This is a genomic window from Pseudomonadota bacterium (assembly GCA_013285445.1).
Taxonomy (GTDB): domain Bacteria; phylum Pseudomonadota; class Gammaproteobacteria; order Xanthomonadales; family Wenzhouxiangellaceae; genus Wenzhouxiangella.
Map to the genome: position 1 here is coordinate 1,898,252 of CP053448.1, position 17,243 is coordinate 1,915,494.

Annotated in this window: 19 protein-coding genes; 4 read left to right on the forward strand and 15 right to left on the reverse strand. The window is 65.0% G+C overall.

Annotated elements, in window-relative coordinates; all coding sequences use genetic code 11:
• Positions 1-2 precede the first annotated feature (2 nt).
• From dinB to HND55_08675, 15 genes are all read right to left on the reverse strand, one after another.
• Positions 3-1,070, reverse strand: coding sequence for a DNA polymerase IV (dinB, locus tag HND55_08605; protein ID QKK02702.1), 1,068 nt, complete (start codon positions 1,068-1,070; stop codon positions 3-5).
• Positions 1,071-1,118: 48 nt separating this feature from the next.
• Positions 1,119-1,457: a pilus assembly protein PilZ gene (locus HND55_08610; GenBank protein QKK02703.1), complete on the reverse strand. Its 339-nt coding sequence runs from the start codon at positions 1,455-1,457 to the stop codon at positions 1,119-1,121.
• A 3-nt stretch (positions 1,458-1,460) separates the two neighbouring features.
• Positions 1,461-2,420: a DNA polymerase III subunit delta' gene (gene holB, locus HND55_08615; GenBank protein ID QKK02704.1), complete on the reverse strand. Its 960-nt coding sequence runs from the start codon at positions 2,418-2,420 to the stop codon at positions 1,461-1,463.
• Entirely contained in the window at positions 2,417-3,046 is a 630-nt protein-coding gene (locus HND55_08620; GenBank protein QKK02705.1) for a dTMP kinase, read from the reverse strand. Before HND55_08620 ends, holB begins: the two co-directional genes overlap by 4 nt.
• A complete protein-coding gene (mltG, locus tag HND55_08625; protein QKK04045.1) occupies positions 3,043-4,032 on the reverse strand; it encodes an endolytic transglycosylase MltG in 990 nt (329 codons plus the stop codon). The genes HND55_08620 and mltG overlap by 4 nt, the downstream gene beginning before the upstream one ends.
• Positions 4,029-4,847, reverse strand: coding sequence for an aminodeoxychorismate lyase (pabC, locus tag HND55_08630; protein ID QKK02706.1), 819 nt, complete (start codon positions 4,845-4,847; stop codon positions 4,029-4,031). The genes mltG and pabC overlap by 4 nt, the downstream gene beginning before the upstream one ends.
• Positions 4,840-6,207, reverse strand: a complete 1,368-nt coding sequence (locus HND55_08635; protein ID QKK02707.1) for an aminodeoxychorismate synthase component I — start codon at positions 6,205-6,207, stop codon at positions 4,840-4,842. The genes pabC and HND55_08635 overlap by 8 nt, the downstream gene beginning before the upstream one ends.
• A complete protein-coding gene (gene fabF, locus HND55_08640) occupies positions 6,176-7,423 on the reverse strand; it encodes a beta-ketoacyl-ACP synthase II (GenBank protein ID QKK02708.1) in 1,248 nt (415 codons plus the stop codon). The genes HND55_08635 and fabF overlap by 32 nt, the downstream gene beginning before the upstream one ends.
• Positions 7,424-7,474: 51 nt before the next feature.
• Positions 7,475-7,714, reverse strand: coding sequence for an acyl carrier protein (acpP, locus tag HND55_08645; protein ID QKK02709.1), 240 nt, complete (start codon positions 7,712-7,714; stop codon positions 7,475-7,477).
• A 233-nt stretch (positions 7,715-7,947) separates the two neighbouring features.
• Positions 7,948-8,679, reverse strand: coding sequence for a 3-oxoacyl-ACP reductase FabG (fabG, locus tag HND55_08650; protein QKK04046.1), 732 nt, complete (start codon positions 8,677-8,679; stop codon positions 7,948-7,950).
• 14 nt (positions 8,680-8,693) lie between these two features.
• Positions 8,694-9,641: an ACP S-malonyltransferase gene (gene fabD / locus HND55_08655; protein QKK02710.1), complete on the reverse strand. Its 948-nt coding sequence runs from the start codon at positions 9,639-9,641 to the stop codon at positions 8,694-8,696.
• Between the two features lie 42 nt (positions 9,642-9,683).
• Positions 9,684-10,658 (reverse strand): ketoacyl-ACP synthase III, encoded by a 975-nt coding sequence (locus HND55_08660; protein QKK04047.1) that lies wholly within the window; start codon positions 10,656-10,658, stop codon positions 9,684-9,686.
• 13 nt (positions 10,659-10,671) lie between these two features.
• Entirely contained in the window at positions 10,672-11,676 is a 1,005-nt protein-coding gene (gene plsX, locus HND55_08665) for a phosphate acyltransferase PlsX (protein QKK02711.1), read from the reverse strand.
• 15 nt (positions 11,677-11,691) lie between these two features.
• On the reverse strand, positions 11,692-11,904 hold the full coding sequence (gene rpmF, locus HND55_08670; GenBank protein QKK02712.1) for a 50S ribosomal protein L32: 213 nt from the start codon (positions 11,902-11,904) through the stop codon (positions 11,692-11,694).
• Between the two features lie 17 nt (positions 11,905-11,921).
• A complete protein-coding gene (locus HND55_08675) occupies positions 11,922-12,428 on the reverse strand; it encodes a hypothetical protein (GenBank protein ID QKK02713.1) in 507 nt (168 codons plus the stop codon).
• A gap of 70 nt (positions 12,429-12,498) precedes the next feature.
• On the opposite strand from HND55_08675, the gene maf reads away from it, so the two are divergent.
• The 4 genes from maf to HND55_08695 all read left to right on the forward strand — a co-directional run bounded on the left by maf (position 12,499) and on the right by HND55_08695 (position 17,178).
• Positions 12,499-13,104, forward strand: a complete 606-nt coding sequence (gene maf / locus HND55_08680; protein QKK04048.1) for a septum formation protein Maf — start codon at positions 12,499-12,501, stop codon at positions 13,102-13,104.
• A gap of 65 nt (positions 13,105-13,169) precedes the next feature.
• Positions 13,170-15,173, forward strand: a complete 2,004-nt coding sequence (locus tag HND55_08685; protein QKK02714.1) for a hypothetical protein — start codon at positions 13,170-13,172, stop codon at positions 15,171-15,173.
• The gene (locus HND55_08690) at positions 15,173-16,615 is read left to right on the forward strand and encodes an acetyl-CoA C-acetyltransferase (GenBank protein QKK02715.1); all 1,443 of its coding nucleotides are present in this window, start codon (positions 15,173-15,175) and stop codon (positions 16,613-16,615) included. The genes HND55_08685 and HND55_08690 overlap by 1 nt, the downstream gene beginning before the upstream one ends.
• 8 nt (positions 16,616-16,623) lie before the next feature.
• The gene (locus tag HND55_08695) at positions 16,624-17,178 is read left to right on the forward strand and encodes a CPBP family intramembrane metalloprotease (protein QKK02716.1); all 555 of its coding nucleotides are present in this window, start codon (positions 16,624-16,626) and stop codon (positions 17,176-17,178) included.
• Positions 17,179-17,243 lie beyond the last annotated feature (65 nt).

Consider the following 17,243-nt stretch of genomic DNA (forward strand, 5'->3'; position numbering starts at 1 on the left):
GATCACTCCAGCAGTTCGCTTTCGTCGGGGTGGCTCGCCAGCCCCGATGCGCCGACGCCGATCAGGCGAATGGCGAAACGGCGGTGCCAGCCCGCCCAGCTCTCGAGCAAATCAACGGCGGCCCGTCCGATCACGGCCGCGCTTCGCGTGTGGCCCGGCAGTGACCGGCTGCGCGAAATGGTCGAGAATCCGCCGGATCGCAGCTTCAGCATGATCGTGCGGGCGTAAAGTCCGCGCCGGGCCAGGCTGCCGGCCACCTCGCCGGCCTGGTCGCGAATCACGTCGCGCAGCGCCTCGAGATCGTGCACGTCCTTTTCGAATGTGGTTTCCTGGCTGATCGACCGGCGCACGCGGCGCGATGTGACCGCCCGGTTGTCGATTCCGGCCGCGCGCAGCGCCATTTCCCGGCCGTGCCGTCCAAATAGTTGCTCGAGCAGGTCGGAACCTGCGTTTCGCAATTGACCGACGGTCAGTATATCGAGCGAGCGCAGCTTCTCGGCCGTGCGCGGGCCAATGCCCCACAGGCGACGCACCGGCAGCGGATCCAGGTAGCGCTGGACCGAATCCGTGCCAATGATGACGAAACCATCGGGCTTGTCGTAGTCCGAAGCGATCTTGGCTAGGAGCTTGTTGTGGGCCATCCCAACCGATGCAGTCAGGCCAGTGGCTTCGGCGATGCGTTGCTTGAGCAGTCGGCCGATGACGGCCAATGACTCGCCGGCATTGACGCGACCGCTTACGTCCAGGTAGGCCTCGTCCAGACTGAGCCCTTCGACGCAATCACTGACCGAATGACACTGCTCGAAGACCCGGGCCGATACTTCCCGATAGCGGGCAAACCGCGCGCTCACTACGACGATATCCGGGCACAGGCGCCGTGCGCGTGCGACCGGCATCGCCGAGTGAATGCCGTGCTGCCGTGCCTCGTAGCTGGCTGCCGCGACCACGCCGCGGCCGTGCCCGCCACCCACGGCGACTGCCTTGCCGCGCAGTTCGGGACGATCGAGCTGTTCAACACTGGCGTAGAAGGCGTCCATGTCGACATGAACGATGGCGCGCCGTCGGCTCACGCCGGGCCACGGTTCGCCGCAAACAACCCCGTCGCTGTTTCCGCGACTTCAGATGGTTCGGGTCGGCTTTTCACTTTCGAGCATGCCGGCAAGCAGCGACATGATCGTACTCTGAGCCTGCTTGCCTTCCTGGCTGTCGGCGAACTGCACGCCCACGCCGCTGTCTGGACTGAGCCGGCTTCCTGACGGCGTCAGCCAGGCGACCTTGCCGGGGATCGCGATCCGCTCCTCACCCATCAGGCCAAGCAAAATCAGCACTTCGTCTCCAAGCTGGAACTTCTTTTTGGTCGGCACGAACAGCCCGCCATTGATCAGGAACGGCATGTAGGCCGCATACAGTTCCTGCTTGTTCTCGATGTTGTAGGAAAGGATGCCCTTTTGCGCCATGACTCAGTCCTGCAAGCGAATTGCCGCAGCCCATTCTAACAGCCATTTTCCCAGCAGGAGATCCTGCCGGACGACGCCACGCCCTGCCTCGCGGCCGCCCTCGATGGCCTGTTGCCAGAGTGCTCCCAGCTGCCGCTGATCGACAGCCCTTGGCAACAGGGCCTGCACATCATGGTCCAGACTGTCGTCCGGACAGGTCATGTGGCGCATAATGAGTGCCAGCCATCGCGCGAGCCACCGCCAGGTGCCGACCGGATCAACCTGCCAGCGCTCGAGGATGGCCTGGTGATTCTCGGTACAGGCGAGATCCCTGAGAATGGCCAGCCCGGTTTCCATCTCATCGTTTTCAAGCAGCTTGTGCGCTGCTAGCGGTGCACCGTCGACCAGACGCAGCGCCAGCGCCCGCCGCGCGTCAGAGTGTTTCGGGCATTGTTCGGCCAGCCAGCGACCGGCCTGCTCGCCTGGCGGCAGTCGAATCTCCACGCGCTGGCAGCGGCTGCGTACCGTTGCCGGCAGCCTCGCAGCTGTCTCGCAGTAGCTCACAATCCACACGCCGGGCGGCGGTTCTTCCAGGGTCTTGAGCAGCGCGTTGGCAGCGTTGACGTTCATCGCATCGGCAGCGTGAATCACGGCAACGCGGCGCTGACCGACCGACGCCGTGAGCTGCAGCCGCGCGGCCAGATCGCGTATCTGGTCCACGGTAACGGCGCTGCGGTCTTCCTCGACCGCTACGTTCACCCGGTCAGGATGGGTCCCGGCATCCAGCAGCCGGCAGGCGCGACAGTCGCCGCAGGCCTGGCCATCGGACGGGCTCAGGCACAGCAGCAGCCGCGCCAGTTGCTCGGCCAGATGCCGCTTGCCGATCCCGGCCGGGCCGTGGATCAGCGGGGCATGACCCAGCCGCCCGGCGGACAGACTGGCCGTCAGGCGGTCACGCACAGGATCAAGCCAGGGCAATATCATCCCAGCCGCTCCTCGAGTGCGTCGATGATCTGCCGGCGCACGGCATTGAGCGGGCAGCTGGCATCGATCACGACCATCCGCTGCGGATGGTGCCTCGCCTGCTCCAGGTAGGCCTGACGCACTCGCTCAAGAAACTCCGGCCTGTTTTGCTCCATGCGGTCGGGTCCGGCAGCGCGTGAATGGATACGCCGCAGGCCGACCTCGACCGGGACATCGAGAAGCAGCGTCAGATCCGGACGCAGATCCCCCTGTACCAGCTGCTCGAGCACCTTGACCGGTCCGCCGCCGAGCTGTCTGCCGCCGCCCTGGTAGGCCATGCTGGCATCCGTGAAACGGTCGCTGAGCACGTCCTTGCCGGCTGCCAGGGCCGGACGAATCACGCGCTCGAGGTTTTCGTTCCGTGCGGCGAACATCAGCAGCAGTTCGGTCAGCGCGGCAATCTCCCCGGTGTCCGGATCCAGCAGCAGCGCCCGAATCCGTTCGGCTGCCGCCGGCCCACCGGGCTCACGCGTGCGCACGACCGTTCGGCCGCTCGCCTCCAGCCACTCGCCAATCACCGCCATGGCCGTTGACTTGCCGGCGCCCTCCCCGCCCTCGAGCGTGATAAACCGCCCGCGCTCGGTCATGGTCTGCCCCGGATGTAGCGATCCACCGCTGCGTTGTGTTCGGCAAGGGTATCGGAAAAATGATGGCTGCCATCGCCGCGCGAAACGAAATACAGTGCGCTGCCGGGCGCCGGATTGGCGGCCGCCTCCAGCGCGGCACGTCCGGGCAATGCGATCGGGGTCGGCGGCAAACCATGCCGCGTATAGGTGTTCCATGGGTGGTCCCGGCGCAGGTCGACGCGCCGCAGGCGACCGTCGAACGCCTCGCCCAGCCCGTAGATCACGGTCGGGTCGGTCTGCAGGCGCATGCCACGTTTCAGGCGACGCACGAACACGCCGGCGATGCGCGCGCGCTCACCGTGCTGCCCGGTTTCACGTTCGATGATGGAGGCCAGCACCAGCAGCTGCTGCGGGTCGTCCAGGGGCAGGTCTGCCTGACGCGTCTTCCAGACCTGCTCGAGCGCTGTGCTCATCGCGGTATGCGCCTGGGCCAGCAAGGCCAGATCCGTGGTGCCCCGCACGAAGAAATAGGTCTCGGGCAGAAACTGGCCCTCGGCCGGGCAGTCAGGGCAGCCCAGCCGCTCCATCAGCTGCCTGTCAGACAGGTCGGCGGCGACCGGGTGCAGGCGTGGATCGCCAGCCAGGGCGCGACGCAGGCGAGCCACCGTCCAGCCCTCCACAATAGTGAAGCGGTGCTGGAGTACATCACCGGTGGCGGTCTTGCGCAGTAGTCCCTCGACATCCAGCCCGGGTTCGATACGATACTCACCGGCCTGGACCCGGGGCTGTCGCAATCGCCCGAGCAGCTTCCAGCGCCAGTCGCGCCGACCGACCCCGAGTGTTTCGAGCTGGCGCGCCACCGCGTCGAACGACATGCCCGGCGCGATCCACAAGCGAATCTCGCCGCTGTCGATCAGGGCGGCGGACCGGAACTGCTGCCAATCGCGTACCATCAAGACAGCCGCAGTGGCGAGCATGCCCAGCACGGCCGCGACCATGAGAATCATTCGATACATTCGAGCTGCTCGTGCCACAAATGCTGCAGGTGACGGGCCACCGGCCCTATTTTCAGCCGCCGATCATCCAGCCGGCTGACCGGACGGATGCCGGCCACGGAGTTTACCATCAGGATCTCGTCGGCTGCGACCAGCTCGTCGCGCCCCAGTGATGCAGAGACGATGTCGACAGCGGGCTGCGCACGCAGCCAGGCCAAGCCGACGCCTGCCACCCCGGCAACGCTGCAGTCCGGCGTGAGCATGTGCTGCCCGGCAACTACAACCACGTTGCTGGCAATCGCCTCGATCAGCGACCCGTCGGCGGTAAACAGCAGGGCTTCATCAGCACCTTCGGCCGCACAGGCCCGCGCGGCCAGTACCTGTTCAAGGCGGTTTCCGTGCTTGATGCCGGCCAGCGCCGGGTTCCTGGCCAGGGGGATCGGGCTGGTGACCACGCGCAGGCCGTCGCGACGCTGCCGCGCCAGGCCTTGCGGCCAGGCCCGGCGCTGGACGATACGCCGGGCCACCGGTCGGTCCGGTGGCTGGTAGGCGCGCCCGCCGCTGCCGCGCGTTATTGTTATGCGCACCACTGCCCGCGCCACGCCTGCGAGCAGGCGCCGGCAGTCGCCCAGCAGCAGTCCCGGAGCCGGCACCGGGATACCCAGACGGGCGCCGTCGCGCTGCAGGCGCGCCATATGGTGCGGCCACAGCGGCGCCGAGTCGCCGTGAAAGGCAATGGTCTCAAACAGGTGGTCGCCGTAGAGCAGCCCGCGGTCATTGATCGGAATCGACGAGGCAGCACGACCGTCGATCAGTGCATCAGGCATGGCCAATGGCTGCCAGCAGGCCGCGCGCCTTGGCCACGGTCTCGGCCAGCTCGGCGTCGGGATTGGAGTCGGCGACGATGCCGGCGCCGGTGCTGAACTGCATGGCGCTGCCTTCGATCAGCACGCTGCGGATCAGAATATTGAGGTCAAGGCGGCCATCACCGCCGAGATAGCCCAGAGCGCCAGTGTAGAAGCTTCGTCCGCGGCCTTCGAGTTCGGCGATGATCTCCATGCAGCGCACCTTGGGGCAGCCGGTGATGGTGCCGCCGGGAAAAACCGCGGCAATCACGTCGGCCGCCGTGGCGTCGCCTCGCAAGCGGCCACAGACGTTTGAAACAATATGATGGACATGGGCATAGGACTCCACGATCATCAGTTCGTCGACGGTGATGCTGCCGGTCTCGCACACCCGGCCCAGATCGTTGCGTTCCAGGTCGATCAGCATGATGTGCTCGGCACGTTCCTTCGGATGGGCGACCAGTTCATCAGAAAGCGACTGGTCGCTGGCCTGACAGGCCCCGCGCGGTCGCGTGCCTGCAATGGGTCGTGTCTCGACCCGGCGACCTCGAACGCTTACCAGCCGTTCCGGTGAGGAGCTGACGATGGTGCCTCCGGGCAGGCGCGCAAGTGCGGCGAACGGCGCCGGATTACTTTGCGCCAGTGCCCGATACATGGCCACGGGCGACAATGGCTGATCGGCCTCAACCTGCCAGCGCCTGGACAGATTGACCTGAAACACGTCACCGTCAAGGATATAACGCTGGATTCGCCGCACACCGTCGACAAATCGCTGATCCGGTTCGACATCGACGCGCAGATCAGCCGGCAGGTCATCAGCTTTCGCCCCGCCGTCGCCAGGGCACAGATCGGCCCGCGCAGCCCGCAAGGCGTCTTCATCCTCGGCGACCAGCCAGCAGCTTGCGTCACGATGATCGAGCGCGATTGCAGCCCGGCAGCGGCGGGCATAGGCAATCGGCAGACGGTCGCGGGCTGCCGGCAGGTGAAGTCGCGATTCGATCGCCCCGGCCAGCTCGTACCCCAGATACACAAACCAGCCACCGACAAAGGGCGGTTCTGAATCGGACCACCGGATATCCCCGGGCCGGACAAGCCGGCCGCCTAGCTGCTGCAGGAAATTCCGGGCCCTGGTACCGGCCCGATCGGCCATCAGCGGCGGATCATCGTCTGCGCGCAGCAGCAGCGACCACTGCCCGAGCCGGCCAGCGGGCGCCGAGCTGGCCAGCAGGAACGGCCAACGCTCCGGCTGACGGGCGTGAATGTCGAGAAGGTCAGTGGACGACGGAAGAGCGAAACGCTCGAACACCCGGCTATTCGAATCGCTTGAGCAGCAGGGTTCCATTGGTGCCGCCGAACCCGAAGGAATTGCTTAGCGCCACCCTAACGGGCACCTCGCGCGCGGTGTGCGGGACCAGGTCGATGCCGGTACAACGCTCGTCAACCTGATCCAGGTTGATGGTTGGCGGCACCACCCCGTGATACAGCGCCAGGGCCGTGTAGATCGCCTCGACACCCCCCGCCGCACCGAGCAGATGGCCGGTCATGGATTTGGTCGAACTCATCATCAGCCGCCCTGCATGGTCGCCGAAGCAGGCCCGGACGGCTTCGATTTCGGCGACGTCACCGACCTGGGTCGAGGTGCCGTGGGCGTTGACGTAGTCGACCTCCCCCGGATTGACCTCGGCATCCCGCATCGCCATGCTCATGCAGCGTGCCGCACCTTCACCGCCTTCCGGCGGAGACGTCATGTGATAGGCATCGCCACTCATACCGTATCCGGCTACCTCGGCGTAAACGCGTGCACCGCGCTGCCTGGCGTGCTCGAGTTCCTCAACCACGACCACGCCGGCACCGTTGCTGAGCACGAAACCGTCGCGGTCAGAATCCCACGGACGACTGGCCTGTTCAGGCTCGTCATTGCGGGTCGACAGCGCGCGGGCCGAGGTGAAGCCGCCGTATGCTGTCGGCGTGGTCCCGAACTCGGCTCCACCGGCCACCATCACGTCGGCATCGCCGTAGGCAATCAGGCGTGCGGCATCACCGATGTTGTGCGTGGCTGTGGTACAGGCAGTCACAATCGAAAGGTTCGGGCCCTTGAAGCCGTAGCGGATCGAGAGGTTGCCGGCGATCATGTTGATGATCACGCCCGGCACGAAGAACGGCGAGATCCGCCGCGGACCGCTGTCGAGATAAGTCTGGTAGGTCTGCTCGATGGTCAAAATACCGCCAATGCCCGAACCGATGGCCAGACCATACCGTTCGGCCGCGTCCGGATGTGCTTCGAGACCGGCATCGTCGATGGCCTGGATCGCCGCCGCCATGCCGTAGTGAATAAATGGATCGCACTTGCGGGCTTCACGCGCAGTCAGATACTGCTCGACGTCAAAATCACGCACCTCCCCGGCGATCTTGGCCGGGAAGCGGTCCGGGTCAAAGGCGGTGAGGCGGGCAATGCCGCTGCGGCCGGCGCAGATTGCCGTCCAGGCATCGGCAATCGTATTGCCGACCGGAGAGATACAGCCCATGCCGGTAATGACGATGCGCCGGTCACCGCGCATATCGCATCTCTCCTGGCGCCTGCCGGCGAGAACAGACTGAGGCCACTGGCATTACTGGTCGACGTTGGCCTTGATGTAGTCGATCGCCTGCTGCACGCTGGTGATCTTTTCGGCCTCCTCGTCGGGAATCTCGCATTCGAATTCCTCCTCCAGCGCCATGACCAGCTCGACGGTATCGAGTGAGTCGGCACCCAGATCGTCGACAAAGGACGCGCTCGGCGTCACTTCTTCTTCCTTGACACCGAGCTGTTCGATAACAATCTTCTTGACGCGTTCTTCAATACTGCTCATTGGTGATTTCCTCTGTGAAAGGGATGGCCCAAAGCGGGCACATTGTAGTGACAAAATGCATGTCTCGCCAGCTTGACATGACACAATTTCCTGCCTGCGAAACAGACAATCATAGCTAAATCAATATATAACCACCTACTTTTCAACTAACTTTCGAACTACTCAATCGGCCGATTGCCCCGGGCCTTGGTCCGGGAACGGGTCAGATCCCGGGCCGGGCGGTACGCGTTTGATCAGGTCATATACATGCCGCCGTTGACGTGCAGCGTCTGACCGGTGATGTAGCCGGCCGCCTCAGAAGCCAGAAAACCGATCGCGGCGGCAACCTCGTCGACCTCACCGAGCCGGCCGAGCGGAATGCCGGCCTGAAGCCGTTCGCGCTGCCCGTCGTCGAGCGCCCGGGTCATGTCGGTATCGATGAAGCCCGGCGCCACGACGTTGGCGGTAATGCCGCGACTGCCCAGCTCCTGGGCAATGGAACGGGTAAAACCGGCCAGACCGGCCTTGGCGGCGGCATAGTTGCTTTGTCCCGGATTACCGCTGTAGCCGACGACCGAGGACAGGCTGATGATGCGTCCGAAGCGTGCCTTGAGCATACCGCGCAAGCAGGCACGGGTCATGCGCATCGCGCCCTTGAGATTGGTGTCGAGGACCGCGTCCCAGTCTTCGTCTTTCAGGCGCATCAACAGCTGGTCGCGGGTGATGGCCGCGTTGTTGACCAGAACGGTCACCGGCCCGGCACGCTGGCCAATCATGTCGACGCAGCCGGTAATGGCGTCGCTGTCTGCAACATCGAGTACCAGCCCTCGCCCCTCGCCCAGCCGCTCGCTGATGCGTTCGGCGCCGGCGCCAGAAGTTGCCGTACCGAAGACGTCGGCGCCGAGCGACCTGAGCCAGTCGGCCGTGGCCGCCCCGATGCCGCGACTGGCGCCGGTCACCAGCGCAATCCGATCGTCAATCCGCAGTCGTGTTTCGGGCCTCATTTGTCCTCCTGCGAACATTCAGCAATGGCCTGCTCGAGCGCGTCCGGCGCCTCCAGAGCGGCCCAGTCGGCCTGGCGCTCGATTCGGCGTCCCAGTCCGGTCAAGACCCGTCCCGGCCCACACTCGACAAACCGCATGATACCGTCGGCCGTGAGCGCGCGCATGCTGTCTGTCCAACGCACCGGGGCCACCAGCTGTTCGACCAGGGCCCGGCGAATGGCCGCAGGGGTTTCGTGGCAGGCCGCATCGTGATTGTGCACCACCGGAATCCCGGGCGCCTCGATTGATACCTGCTCGAGCTGTTGCGCCATCGCTTGTGCTGCCGGCGCCATGAGCGGGCTGTGTGACGGTACGCTGACCGGTAGCATGACCGCGCGCCGGGCACCGGCTTCACTGCACTTGTGGACGGCACGTTCGACCGCCGGCGCGTGACCCGAGATCACGATCTGGCCGGGCGAGTTGAAATTGGCGGGCACCACGAGCTCGTCTTCGGCCACCTCGCGGCAGATCGCGCCGACGACTTCATCATCCAGGCCAAGGATCGCGGCCATGGCACCACGGCCGGTCGGCACCGCGGCCTGCATCTGCCGGCCGCGCTCGGCCACCAGCGTCAGCGCCGCCCGAAAGTCCAGCGCTTCGGCCACGACCAGGGCCGCGTATTCGCCAAGACTGTGACCCGCCAGGCGCGCCGGGGCCGGGCCACCGAGCTTGCGCCAGACGCGCCATACCGCAACCGAGGCGGCCAGGATGGCTGGCTGGGTGATCTCGGTGCGGTTGAGGTCCGCCTCCGGCCCTTCCCGGACCAGTCGCCACAAATCGAGCTCAAGCACGCCGCCGGCCTCGTCAAGGGTCTGGCGCACCTCAGCGTGCCGTTCAGCCAGGGCTGACAGCATACCGATCGACTGCGAACCCTGCCCCGGAAACAGCATTGCAAATTGCGTCATGAATCCTCCAGCGTTTGCCCTGTAGGTATCGGGTACCCGAGATCAGTAGGCGATCAGCGCAGCGCCCCAGGTAAACCCGCCGCCGAACGCCTCCAGCAGCAGCCGGTCGCCGCGCCGGATTCGCTGGCTGCGCAACGCCTCGTCAAGCGCCATGGGCACCGAGGCGGCCGAGGTGTTGCCGTGTCTGTCGACGGTCACGATGACGCGCTCCATGGGCATCTTGAGCTTGCGGGCGGTAGCCTTGATGATGCGCAGATTGGCCTGATGCGGAATCAGCCAGTCCAGGTCTGTCTTGTCGAGCTGGTTGGCCGCCAGCGTCTCGTCGACAATACGACCGAGCGTGTTGACGGCCACCTTGAACACCTCGTTACCGCGCATCTGTATACTCAGGCCGCCTCGTTCTTCGGCCTCGAACCCGCGCGAGACGCCGACGTCGACCTTGAGCAGATCACCGTAGCCGCCGTTGGCGTGGATATGGGTCGACAGAATCCCGGGCTCGTCGTCGGCGGTCAGCACAGCGGCGCCGGCGCCGTCACCGAAAAGCACGCAGGTGCTGCGGTCATTCCAGTCCACCATCCGCGTAAGCGTCTCGGCACCGACAATCAGCACGTTGCGCGCGGTGCCGTTGCGAATGTACTGATCGGCGACCGACAGCGCGTAGATGAAGCCCGAGCAGGCGGCGTTGATGTCGAATGCGCCGCACTCACCCAGACCGAGGCGGTGCTGCAGCAAACAGGCCGTCGAGGGAAAAACCACGTCCGGCGTGGTTGTGCCGACCAGCAGCAGGTCAATCTCCCCCGGCTTGATGCCGGCATCGGCGAGCGCCTCGAGGGCGGCCTGCTCGGCCAGGTCACAGGTCGTCTGGTCATCGGCGGCAATGTGCCGCTGGCAAATGCCGGTGCGGTCACGGATCCACTGGTCGCTGGTCTCGACCATCTGCTCGAGATCGCGGTTGGTGAGTATCTTCTCCGGCAGATAGCGACCGGTACCGATGATGCGGGCGTAGGTGCTCAAAATCCAGTATTCCCTTTCAATAGCTGGCCCAGAGCGCCTGCTCCAGCTTCGGTACCAGCTTGTGACGCATTTCCAGGGCGGCCAGGCCAATGGCCGACGCAAAACCTCGCTGACAGGACCCGCCGTGGCTCTTGATGACGACCCCCTGCAGGCCAAGCAGCGGGGCCCCATTATGCCGGGCCGGATCCAGCCTGTCATGCAGACGCTGCATCGGACGCCGAATCACCCAGGCTAACGCCCCCCGGCCGACCGACCTGCGCAGCTCGGCAAACAGCAGGCGCACGATGCCCTCGGCGCCCTTGATCAGTACGTTGCCGGCGAACCCGTCGCAGACCACCAGATCGACCTGTCCGGCAAATACCTGATCCGCCTCGACAAAACCGTAATAGTCGATTTCAGGCTCGGCGGCGATCAGCCGCGCCGCTTCACGCACCACGTCCGGGCCTTTGCCGGGCTCACGCCCGATGTTGAGCAGCCCGATGGCCGGGTTGCGTTCGGAGAGTACGCGCACGGCCGTATGTCCGAGCCGCGCAAACTCCAGCAAACGGCGCGCGTCAACACCGATATTGGCGCCCAGGTCCAGGACCCAGACCGTCCCGCCGGGCACCGGCAAGGCAGCCATCAGCGCCGGACGCTCGATGCCGGGCAGCATGCCCAGGCGCTGGCGCGACAGCGCCATGAGTGCGCCGGTATTGCCGCCGCTGACGACCGCTCCAGCCCGCCCTGACGCGACCAGTTCGATGGCCTGATGCATGCTGCTACCGCGCCCCTGCCGAAGGGCGCGGGCCGTGTCAACATCCATCGGCAGAACATGCTCGGCCGCGGCCACACCCGCGCGCCGGCGCAGGGCGTCCGGCCAGCGAGCCACGCCGGCATCGATCGAAGTCCGCTCGCCGACCAGCGTCAGCGTCAGCCCGTCGTCATGCTGCAGCGCCAGGCGAGCGCCACCCAGCGCCACCTCGAGTCCGCCGTCGCCGCTCATGGCATCGACAGCCACCGATCTGGCTGATTGCGCGTTCACCCGCCCGGGCAACGATCAGTTTTCTGCCGACTCGAGATCGTCCTCGTCAACTTCGGGCGCCACCTCGACCACCTGCCGGCCACGGTAGAAGCCCTCCGGCGATACGTGGTGCCGGCGATGAATCTCACCGGTCGTCGGATCCTCCGATGTTGCGGTCGCCCGCAGGCGATCGTGTGATCGGCGCATGCCCCGCTTCGAGGGCGTCTTGCGGCTTTTCTGGACTGCCATGAATATTCTCCTTTCAGCTAATCCTTGTTGCCTTTTCGACGCAGCTGCGCCAGTCCGGCAAACGGACGGTGGGTGTCCCTGCCGCCGGCCTGGCCGCCAACCCGCTCCGAGTGCGGCGAGACGGGCACCAGCGGCAGCGCAAGCAACACTTCTTCCTCGACCAGGCGAAGCAGTTCGACCCGGCCGGTCGTGCAAAGCAGCGGCTCGTAATCCTCGGGCAGCGCATCCGCGGCCTGATCAGTGGTTACGATTCCAACCACCGACCGACTCTCCAGCGCGTATTCGAAAACCTCCAGCGTGCGCTGGCAACGCAGCCGCACGCTGCCCCAGACTTCAATATCGACCCGTACCTGGCGCTGCCCATCGTGGCCGATATCCATTCGGAAACCAACCTCCGAATCGCCAGGATCAGCTATGATGCCAACCAGACGTTGCAGTCGTGACAGCGGTATCGTCCCGCTGAACACGCGCCTGGCGGCTGCCGCCCGGTCCGGATCGATCCAGTCGGGAAAGTCACGCGACATAAGCCGTTCAGTATACCATCCGCTCAACCGTCTCAGCAATATTGCCATGTCCGAAAAGCAGGCTTTTGCGATGCCGCCACTGGTGCTCGCCTCGAGCTCTCCCTACCGCCGCGCCTTGCTGGAACGCTTGCAGCTGGCGTTTTCGGTTCACGCACCGCAGGTTGACGAGACCCCCCGCTCCGGCGAGCGGGGCGATCAGCTGGCCGTCAGGCTGGCCCGCGCCAAATCCGAAGCGTTGAGCCCCGTCCCGAACGGGGCGCTGGTTATTGGTTCGGATCAGGTCGCAGAATGCCGGAATCGTCTGCTCGGCAAACCGGGCAGCGTGGAGCAGGCCTGTCGCCAGCTGGCTTCGATCAGCGGCCAACGGGTGGTCTTCCATACTGCCGTGGCGGTCAGCGATGGACATCGCACCGAAGCCCGGCTGGTACCAACCGAAGTGCATATGCGCCACCTCAGCCCGGCCGGGATCCGGTCCTACGTGGAAGCCGACCGGCCGCTGGACTGTGCCGGCGCGATGCGCAGCGAAAGCCTTGGTATTGGTCTGACCACCGCGATCTGCAGTAACGATCCGACCGCGCTGATCGGCCTGCCGCTGATCGCGCTGGTCGAGCTGCTCGACCTCTTCGGTCTCGGCCTGCCGCCCTACGGGGCCATCAATGCGCTCCATCGCGACTGATTGCGCGCGAGCCGATCGCGTGAGGTGATAAGCTACCCATACGTCCCTGAACGGAGTGATGCCGGATGTCACCCGACACCCAACAAGGCAGTTCCCGCAAGCACTGGCGGATAAGCCAGGATCTCGACGACATTGTCTGGCTCTACCTGGACCGCGCCGACGAAAAGGTCAACACGCTGGGTACTGAGGTGTTGAGCGAGCTCGACGGTATCGTCTCCGAGCTCGAGAACCAGCGACCGACGGGGCTGGTGCTGATGTCCGGCAAGCCGGACAACTTCGTGGCCGGCGCCGACGTGCGCGAATTCGACGCCACCAGCGATATCGACACCCTGCAGCAAAACGTGCGTCGGGTGCATGCGTTGTTCGATCGCATCGACCAGCTGCCGTTTCCGACCGCGGTTGCCTTCGAAGGTTATTGCCTGGGCGGGGGGCTCGAGCTGTCCTTGTGTTTCGACTGGCGCATTGCGCTGGACGCCGAGCACACCCGAATAGGTTTCCCGGAGGTCAATCTGGGTATCTATCCCGGCTTTGGCGGCTCGGGTCGCAGCATTCGGACCATCGGCGGGCTGCAGGCGATGCAGATCATGCTGACCGGCAAGATGCTGCGCCCCCGCGCTGCCCGCGCGCTCGGCCTGATCGATCAAACGGTCGGCCAGCATGGCTCGCTGCGCTGGGCGGCGCGAAACGCGATACTCAAACAGCGCAAGTCTCGGCGGCCGGGCTGGATCGCCCGCGCCACCACCTGGTCACCGGTACGGAAATTCCTGGTCGGCCAGATGCGAAAGCAGACCGGCCGCAAGGCAAAAAAACAGCACTACCCGGCACCCTACGCGCTGATTGACGCGTTCGAGCAGGCCGGCAACTCATGCGCTGAAATGATCCGCATCGAGGCCCGGCAGGTGCCACGCCTGCTTGCCGGCGACACCTCGCGCAACCTGCGGCGCGTGTTCCGCCTGATGGAGCAGCTCAAGGCCCAGGGCAAGCGCAGTGATTTCCGTGCACGTCGCGTTCATGTCATCGGTGCCGGGGTCATGGGCGGTGATATTGCCGCCTGGTGCGCATCGCGCGGCCTGGAAGTGACCCTCCAGGATCGCGAGATGAAGTACATCGAACCGGCGCTCAAGCGGGCCGGCCAGCTGTTCAAGCGCAAACTCAAGTCAACCACAGCGGTGGCGGCAGCCCGAACGCGGCTGATCGCAGATGTGGATGGCAGGGGTCTGAGTCGCGCCGATGTCGTCATCGAAGCGATCTTCGAGGACCGCGACGCCAAGCGTGAACTGTTCGAAACCGTCAACAAGCAGGCACCCAAACACGCGCTGGTCGCGACCAATACCTCGGCCATCCCGCTGGACCAACTGTCGGATGTTTTCGACGATCCCTCGCGGCTCATTGGCCTGCATTTCTTCAATCCGGTGGCCAGGATGCCGCTGGTTGAAGTGGTCTACGACAACGACAAGTCCGATGCCGAGCGGGTCAAGGATGGCTCGAGTTTCGCCACTCAGATCGGCAAGTACGCTCTGCCCGTGACCTCGACACCCGGCTTCCTGGTCAATCGCGTACTCGCGCCCTACATGCGCAACGCGATGAAGCTGCACCGCGAGGGCATTCCGAAGGAAGCCCTGGATCGTGCTGCGGAAGCATTTGGCATGCCCATGGGGCCGGTCGAGCTGGCTGATACGGTCGGACTGGACGTCGGCCTGGGCGTGATCAAGACGCTGATGGGCGACGCCGCCGGAGAGGATCGCAAGGTGCTCGAGGAGATGGTTGAGTCCGGCAAGCTGGGCAAGAAATCCGGAGAAGGGTTCTATCGCTGGAAAGACGGCAAGCCGCAGCGCGACAGCGATGCCCACGAGGGGCATGACCTGGATGACCTCGCCGAGCGGCTGATGGCGCCGTACTTCGAGGAGTGCCGCGCCTGTCTGGATGATGGCGTTGTCGAAGATGCCGACCTGCTTGACGCCGGAATGATTTTCGGTACCGGGTTTGCGCCGTTTCGGGGCGGACCGATGCACTATCTCGAGAGCCGCGCCGTCAACGGCGATGCGGCAGTCAACAAGGAGTCTTCCTGATGTCCGATAACAGCCTGCGCAGAATTGCCATCATCGGCGGTCGGCGCATTCCGTTCTGCCGCTCCGGCACGCTCTACGCCGAGCAGACCAATCTGGACATGCTGACGTCTGCCTTCCAGGCCGTTGTCGATCGCTATGGGCTCGACGGCAAGAAAATCGATCAAGTCATCGCCGGTGCGGTGACCACGCATTCGCGCGACTGGAATCTGGCGCGCGAGGCCGTGTTATCAACCGGTCTGTCACCGCTGACGCCGGCTGTGACCATGCAGCAGGCCTGCGGCACAAGCCTGCAAGCGGCGCTGCTTGCCGGCAGCCAGATTGCCGACGGCCAGATCGAGTGTGCTCTGGTCGGCGGCACCGACACCACTTCGGATGTGCCGATTGTGTTTACCCAGCGGTTTGCGCGTCGCCTGATGAAATTGTCGAAGGCCAGGAGCCTGGGCGAGCGTATCAAGGCGTTCAAGGGCTTTCGTCTGTCGGAACTGGCACCGCAGCCCCCGCGCAATTCCGAACCCCGCACCGGGCTGTCGATGGGTCAGCACTGCGAGCGCATGGCGCGTGAGTGGAACGTGACGCGCAAGGAGCAGGATGAGCTGGCCCTCGACAGTCACCGCAAGGCCGCCCAGGCCTGGGACGCAGGGTTTTTCGACGATCTGGTCACACCGCATGCCGGCGTCATCCGCGACAACAACGTACGCGCCGATTCCAGCCTCGAGAAACTTGCCAGCCTGAAGCCGGCCTTCGACCGCTCCCGCCATGGCTCGCTGACCGCCGGCAACTCGACCCCGCTGACCGACGGCGCGGCAGCGGTGCTGCTGGCCTCGGAAGACTGGGCCCGACAGAACGATCTGCCGGTGCTGGCATGGCTGACGGTCGGTCGCACGGCTGCAGTTGACTACGTCAATGGTGATGAAGGGCTGCTCATGGCACCCACGGTGGCGGTTGCTGAAATGCTGCAGCGCAGCGGGCTGTCGCTCGACGATTTCGATTTCTATGAGATTCATGAGGCCTTCGCCGCCCAGGTGCTGTGCACGCTCAAGGCGTGGGCCTCGGAACGCTACTGCCGAGACCGCCTCGGGCTTGACAAGCCGCTGGGCGAAATCGATCGCAGCAAAATGAACGTGCACGGCGGCTCGGTCGCCATCGGTCATCCGTTCGCCGCCACCGGGGCGCGGATTCTGGCAACTCTGGCGCATACCCTTGCGCTTGCAGGCTCCGGTCGCGGGCTGATTTCAATCTGCACCGCCGGCGGCATGGGTGTGGCGGCCATCGTTGAGCGTGAACCGGGCAGCGGACGGTCAAACCGCAGCACCAAAGGCGGCGAGAACACGTCGAAGAAAACCGCAAGCCGCAAGAAAGGCACGAAGAAGCCAGCCGGCAAGAAGACGTCGAAAAAGAAATCGGCATCGCGCAAGAAAGCCAGCAAGAAAACCTCTGGCTGAACCGGCTCATGCGCCGTACGCTGACCGTGGCGCTGGTGTTCCAGGGCGGCATCGTGGTGCTGGGCGTCGCGCTGGCGCTGCTGTTCGGGCTGCGCCCCTGGCAGCGCATCGAGCCGGTTGGCGCCGATCTTCTTATCGCGTTCGCCGGCACGCTGCCGCTGCTGCTGATCCTGGCGATGATGCCCGCTGCCGCCCGGCGCTGGCGCTGGGCCGGTGAACTGGTCCGGCTGGTACAGCAGATGCTCGATGCGGTTTTTCAGCGCGCCTGGCCCGGCTCGGTCGTCCTGGTCTCGCTGCTGGCCGGCGTCGGTGAAGAACTGCTGTTTCGGGGTGTTGTACAGGATGGTCTGGCAGGCCTGGCGCACCCCGTCATTGCCATCGCGGTCGCTGCCGCGCTGTTCGGCCTGGTTCACGCCGTCAGCCTCGCCTATCTGATCGTCGCGACCGTCATCGGACTGTACCTTGGGCTGATCTATCACTGGAACGGCAACCTGCTGGTGCCGATCGTCATTCACGCCCTCTATGACTGGATTGCCATTCGCTTCTATCTCAGCCAGCGCTGAAACTGGAGCGTATACGGCCGCTTGCGTACAATGCCGGAATGGAACGAATCGGACGATACCGGATT

Excerpts from the sequence above, each read along its gene's own strand:
- HND55_08610 (QKK02703.1), bottom strand. The coding sequence starts at position 1,457 with ATGGCGCAAAAGGGCATCCTTTCCTACAACATCGAGAACAAGCAGGAA.
- holB (QKK02704.1), bottom strand. The coding sequence starts at position 2,420 with ATGATATTGCCCTGGCTTGATCCTGTGCGTGACCGCCTGACGGCCAGT.
- HND55_08620 (QKK02705.1), bottom strand. The coding sequence starts at position 3,046 with ATGACCGAGCGCGGGCGGTTTATCACGCTCGAGGGCGGGGAGGGCGCC.
- mltG (QKK04045.1), bottom strand. The coding sequence starts at position 4,032 with ATGATTCTCATGGTCGCGGCCGTGCTGGGCATGCTCGCCACTGCGGCT.
- pabC (QKK02706.1), bottom strand. The coding sequence starts at position 4,847 with ATGCCTGATGCACTGATCGACGGTCGTGCTGCCTCGTCGATTCCGATC.
- HND55_08635 (QKK02707.1), bottom strand. The coding sequence starts at position 6,207 with ATGGAACCCTGCTGCTCAAGCGATTCGAATAGCCGGGTGTTCGAGCGT.
- fabF (QKK02708.1), bottom strand. The coding sequence starts at position 7,423 with ATGCGCGGTGACCGGCGCATCGTCATTACCGGCATGGGCTGTATCTCT.
- acpP (QKK02709.1), bottom strand. The coding sequence starts at position 7,714 with ATGAGCAGTATTGAAGAACGCGTCAAGAAGATTGTTATCGAACAGCTC.
- fabD (QKK02710.1), bottom strand. The coding sequence starts at position 9,641 with ATGACGCAATTTGCAATGCTGTTTCCGGGGCAGGGTTCGCAGTCGATC.
- rpmF (QKK02712.1), bottom strand. The coding sequence starts at position 11,904 with ATGGCAGTCCAGAAAAGCCGCAAGACGCCCTCGAAGCGGGGCATGCGC.
- HND55_08675 (QKK02713.1), bottom strand. The coding sequence starts at position 12,428 with ATGTCGCGTGACTTTCCCGACTGGATCGATCCGGACCGGGCGGCAGCC.
- maf (QKK04048.1), top strand. The coding sequence starts at position 12,499 with ATGCCGCCACTGGTGCTCGCCTCGAGCTCTCCCTACCGCCGCGCCTTG.
- HND55_08685 (QKK02714.1), top strand. The coding sequence starts at position 13,170 with ATGTCACCCGACACCCAACAAGGCAGTTCCCGCAAGCACTGGCGGATA.
- HND55_08690 (QKK02715.1), top strand. The coding sequence starts at position 15,173 with ATGTCCGATAACAGCCTGCGCAGAATTGCCATCATCGGCGGTCGGCGC.
- HND55_08695 (QKK02716.1), top strand. The coding sequence starts at position 16,624 with ATGCGCCGTACGCTGACCGTGGCGCTGGTGTTCCAGGGCGGCATCGTG.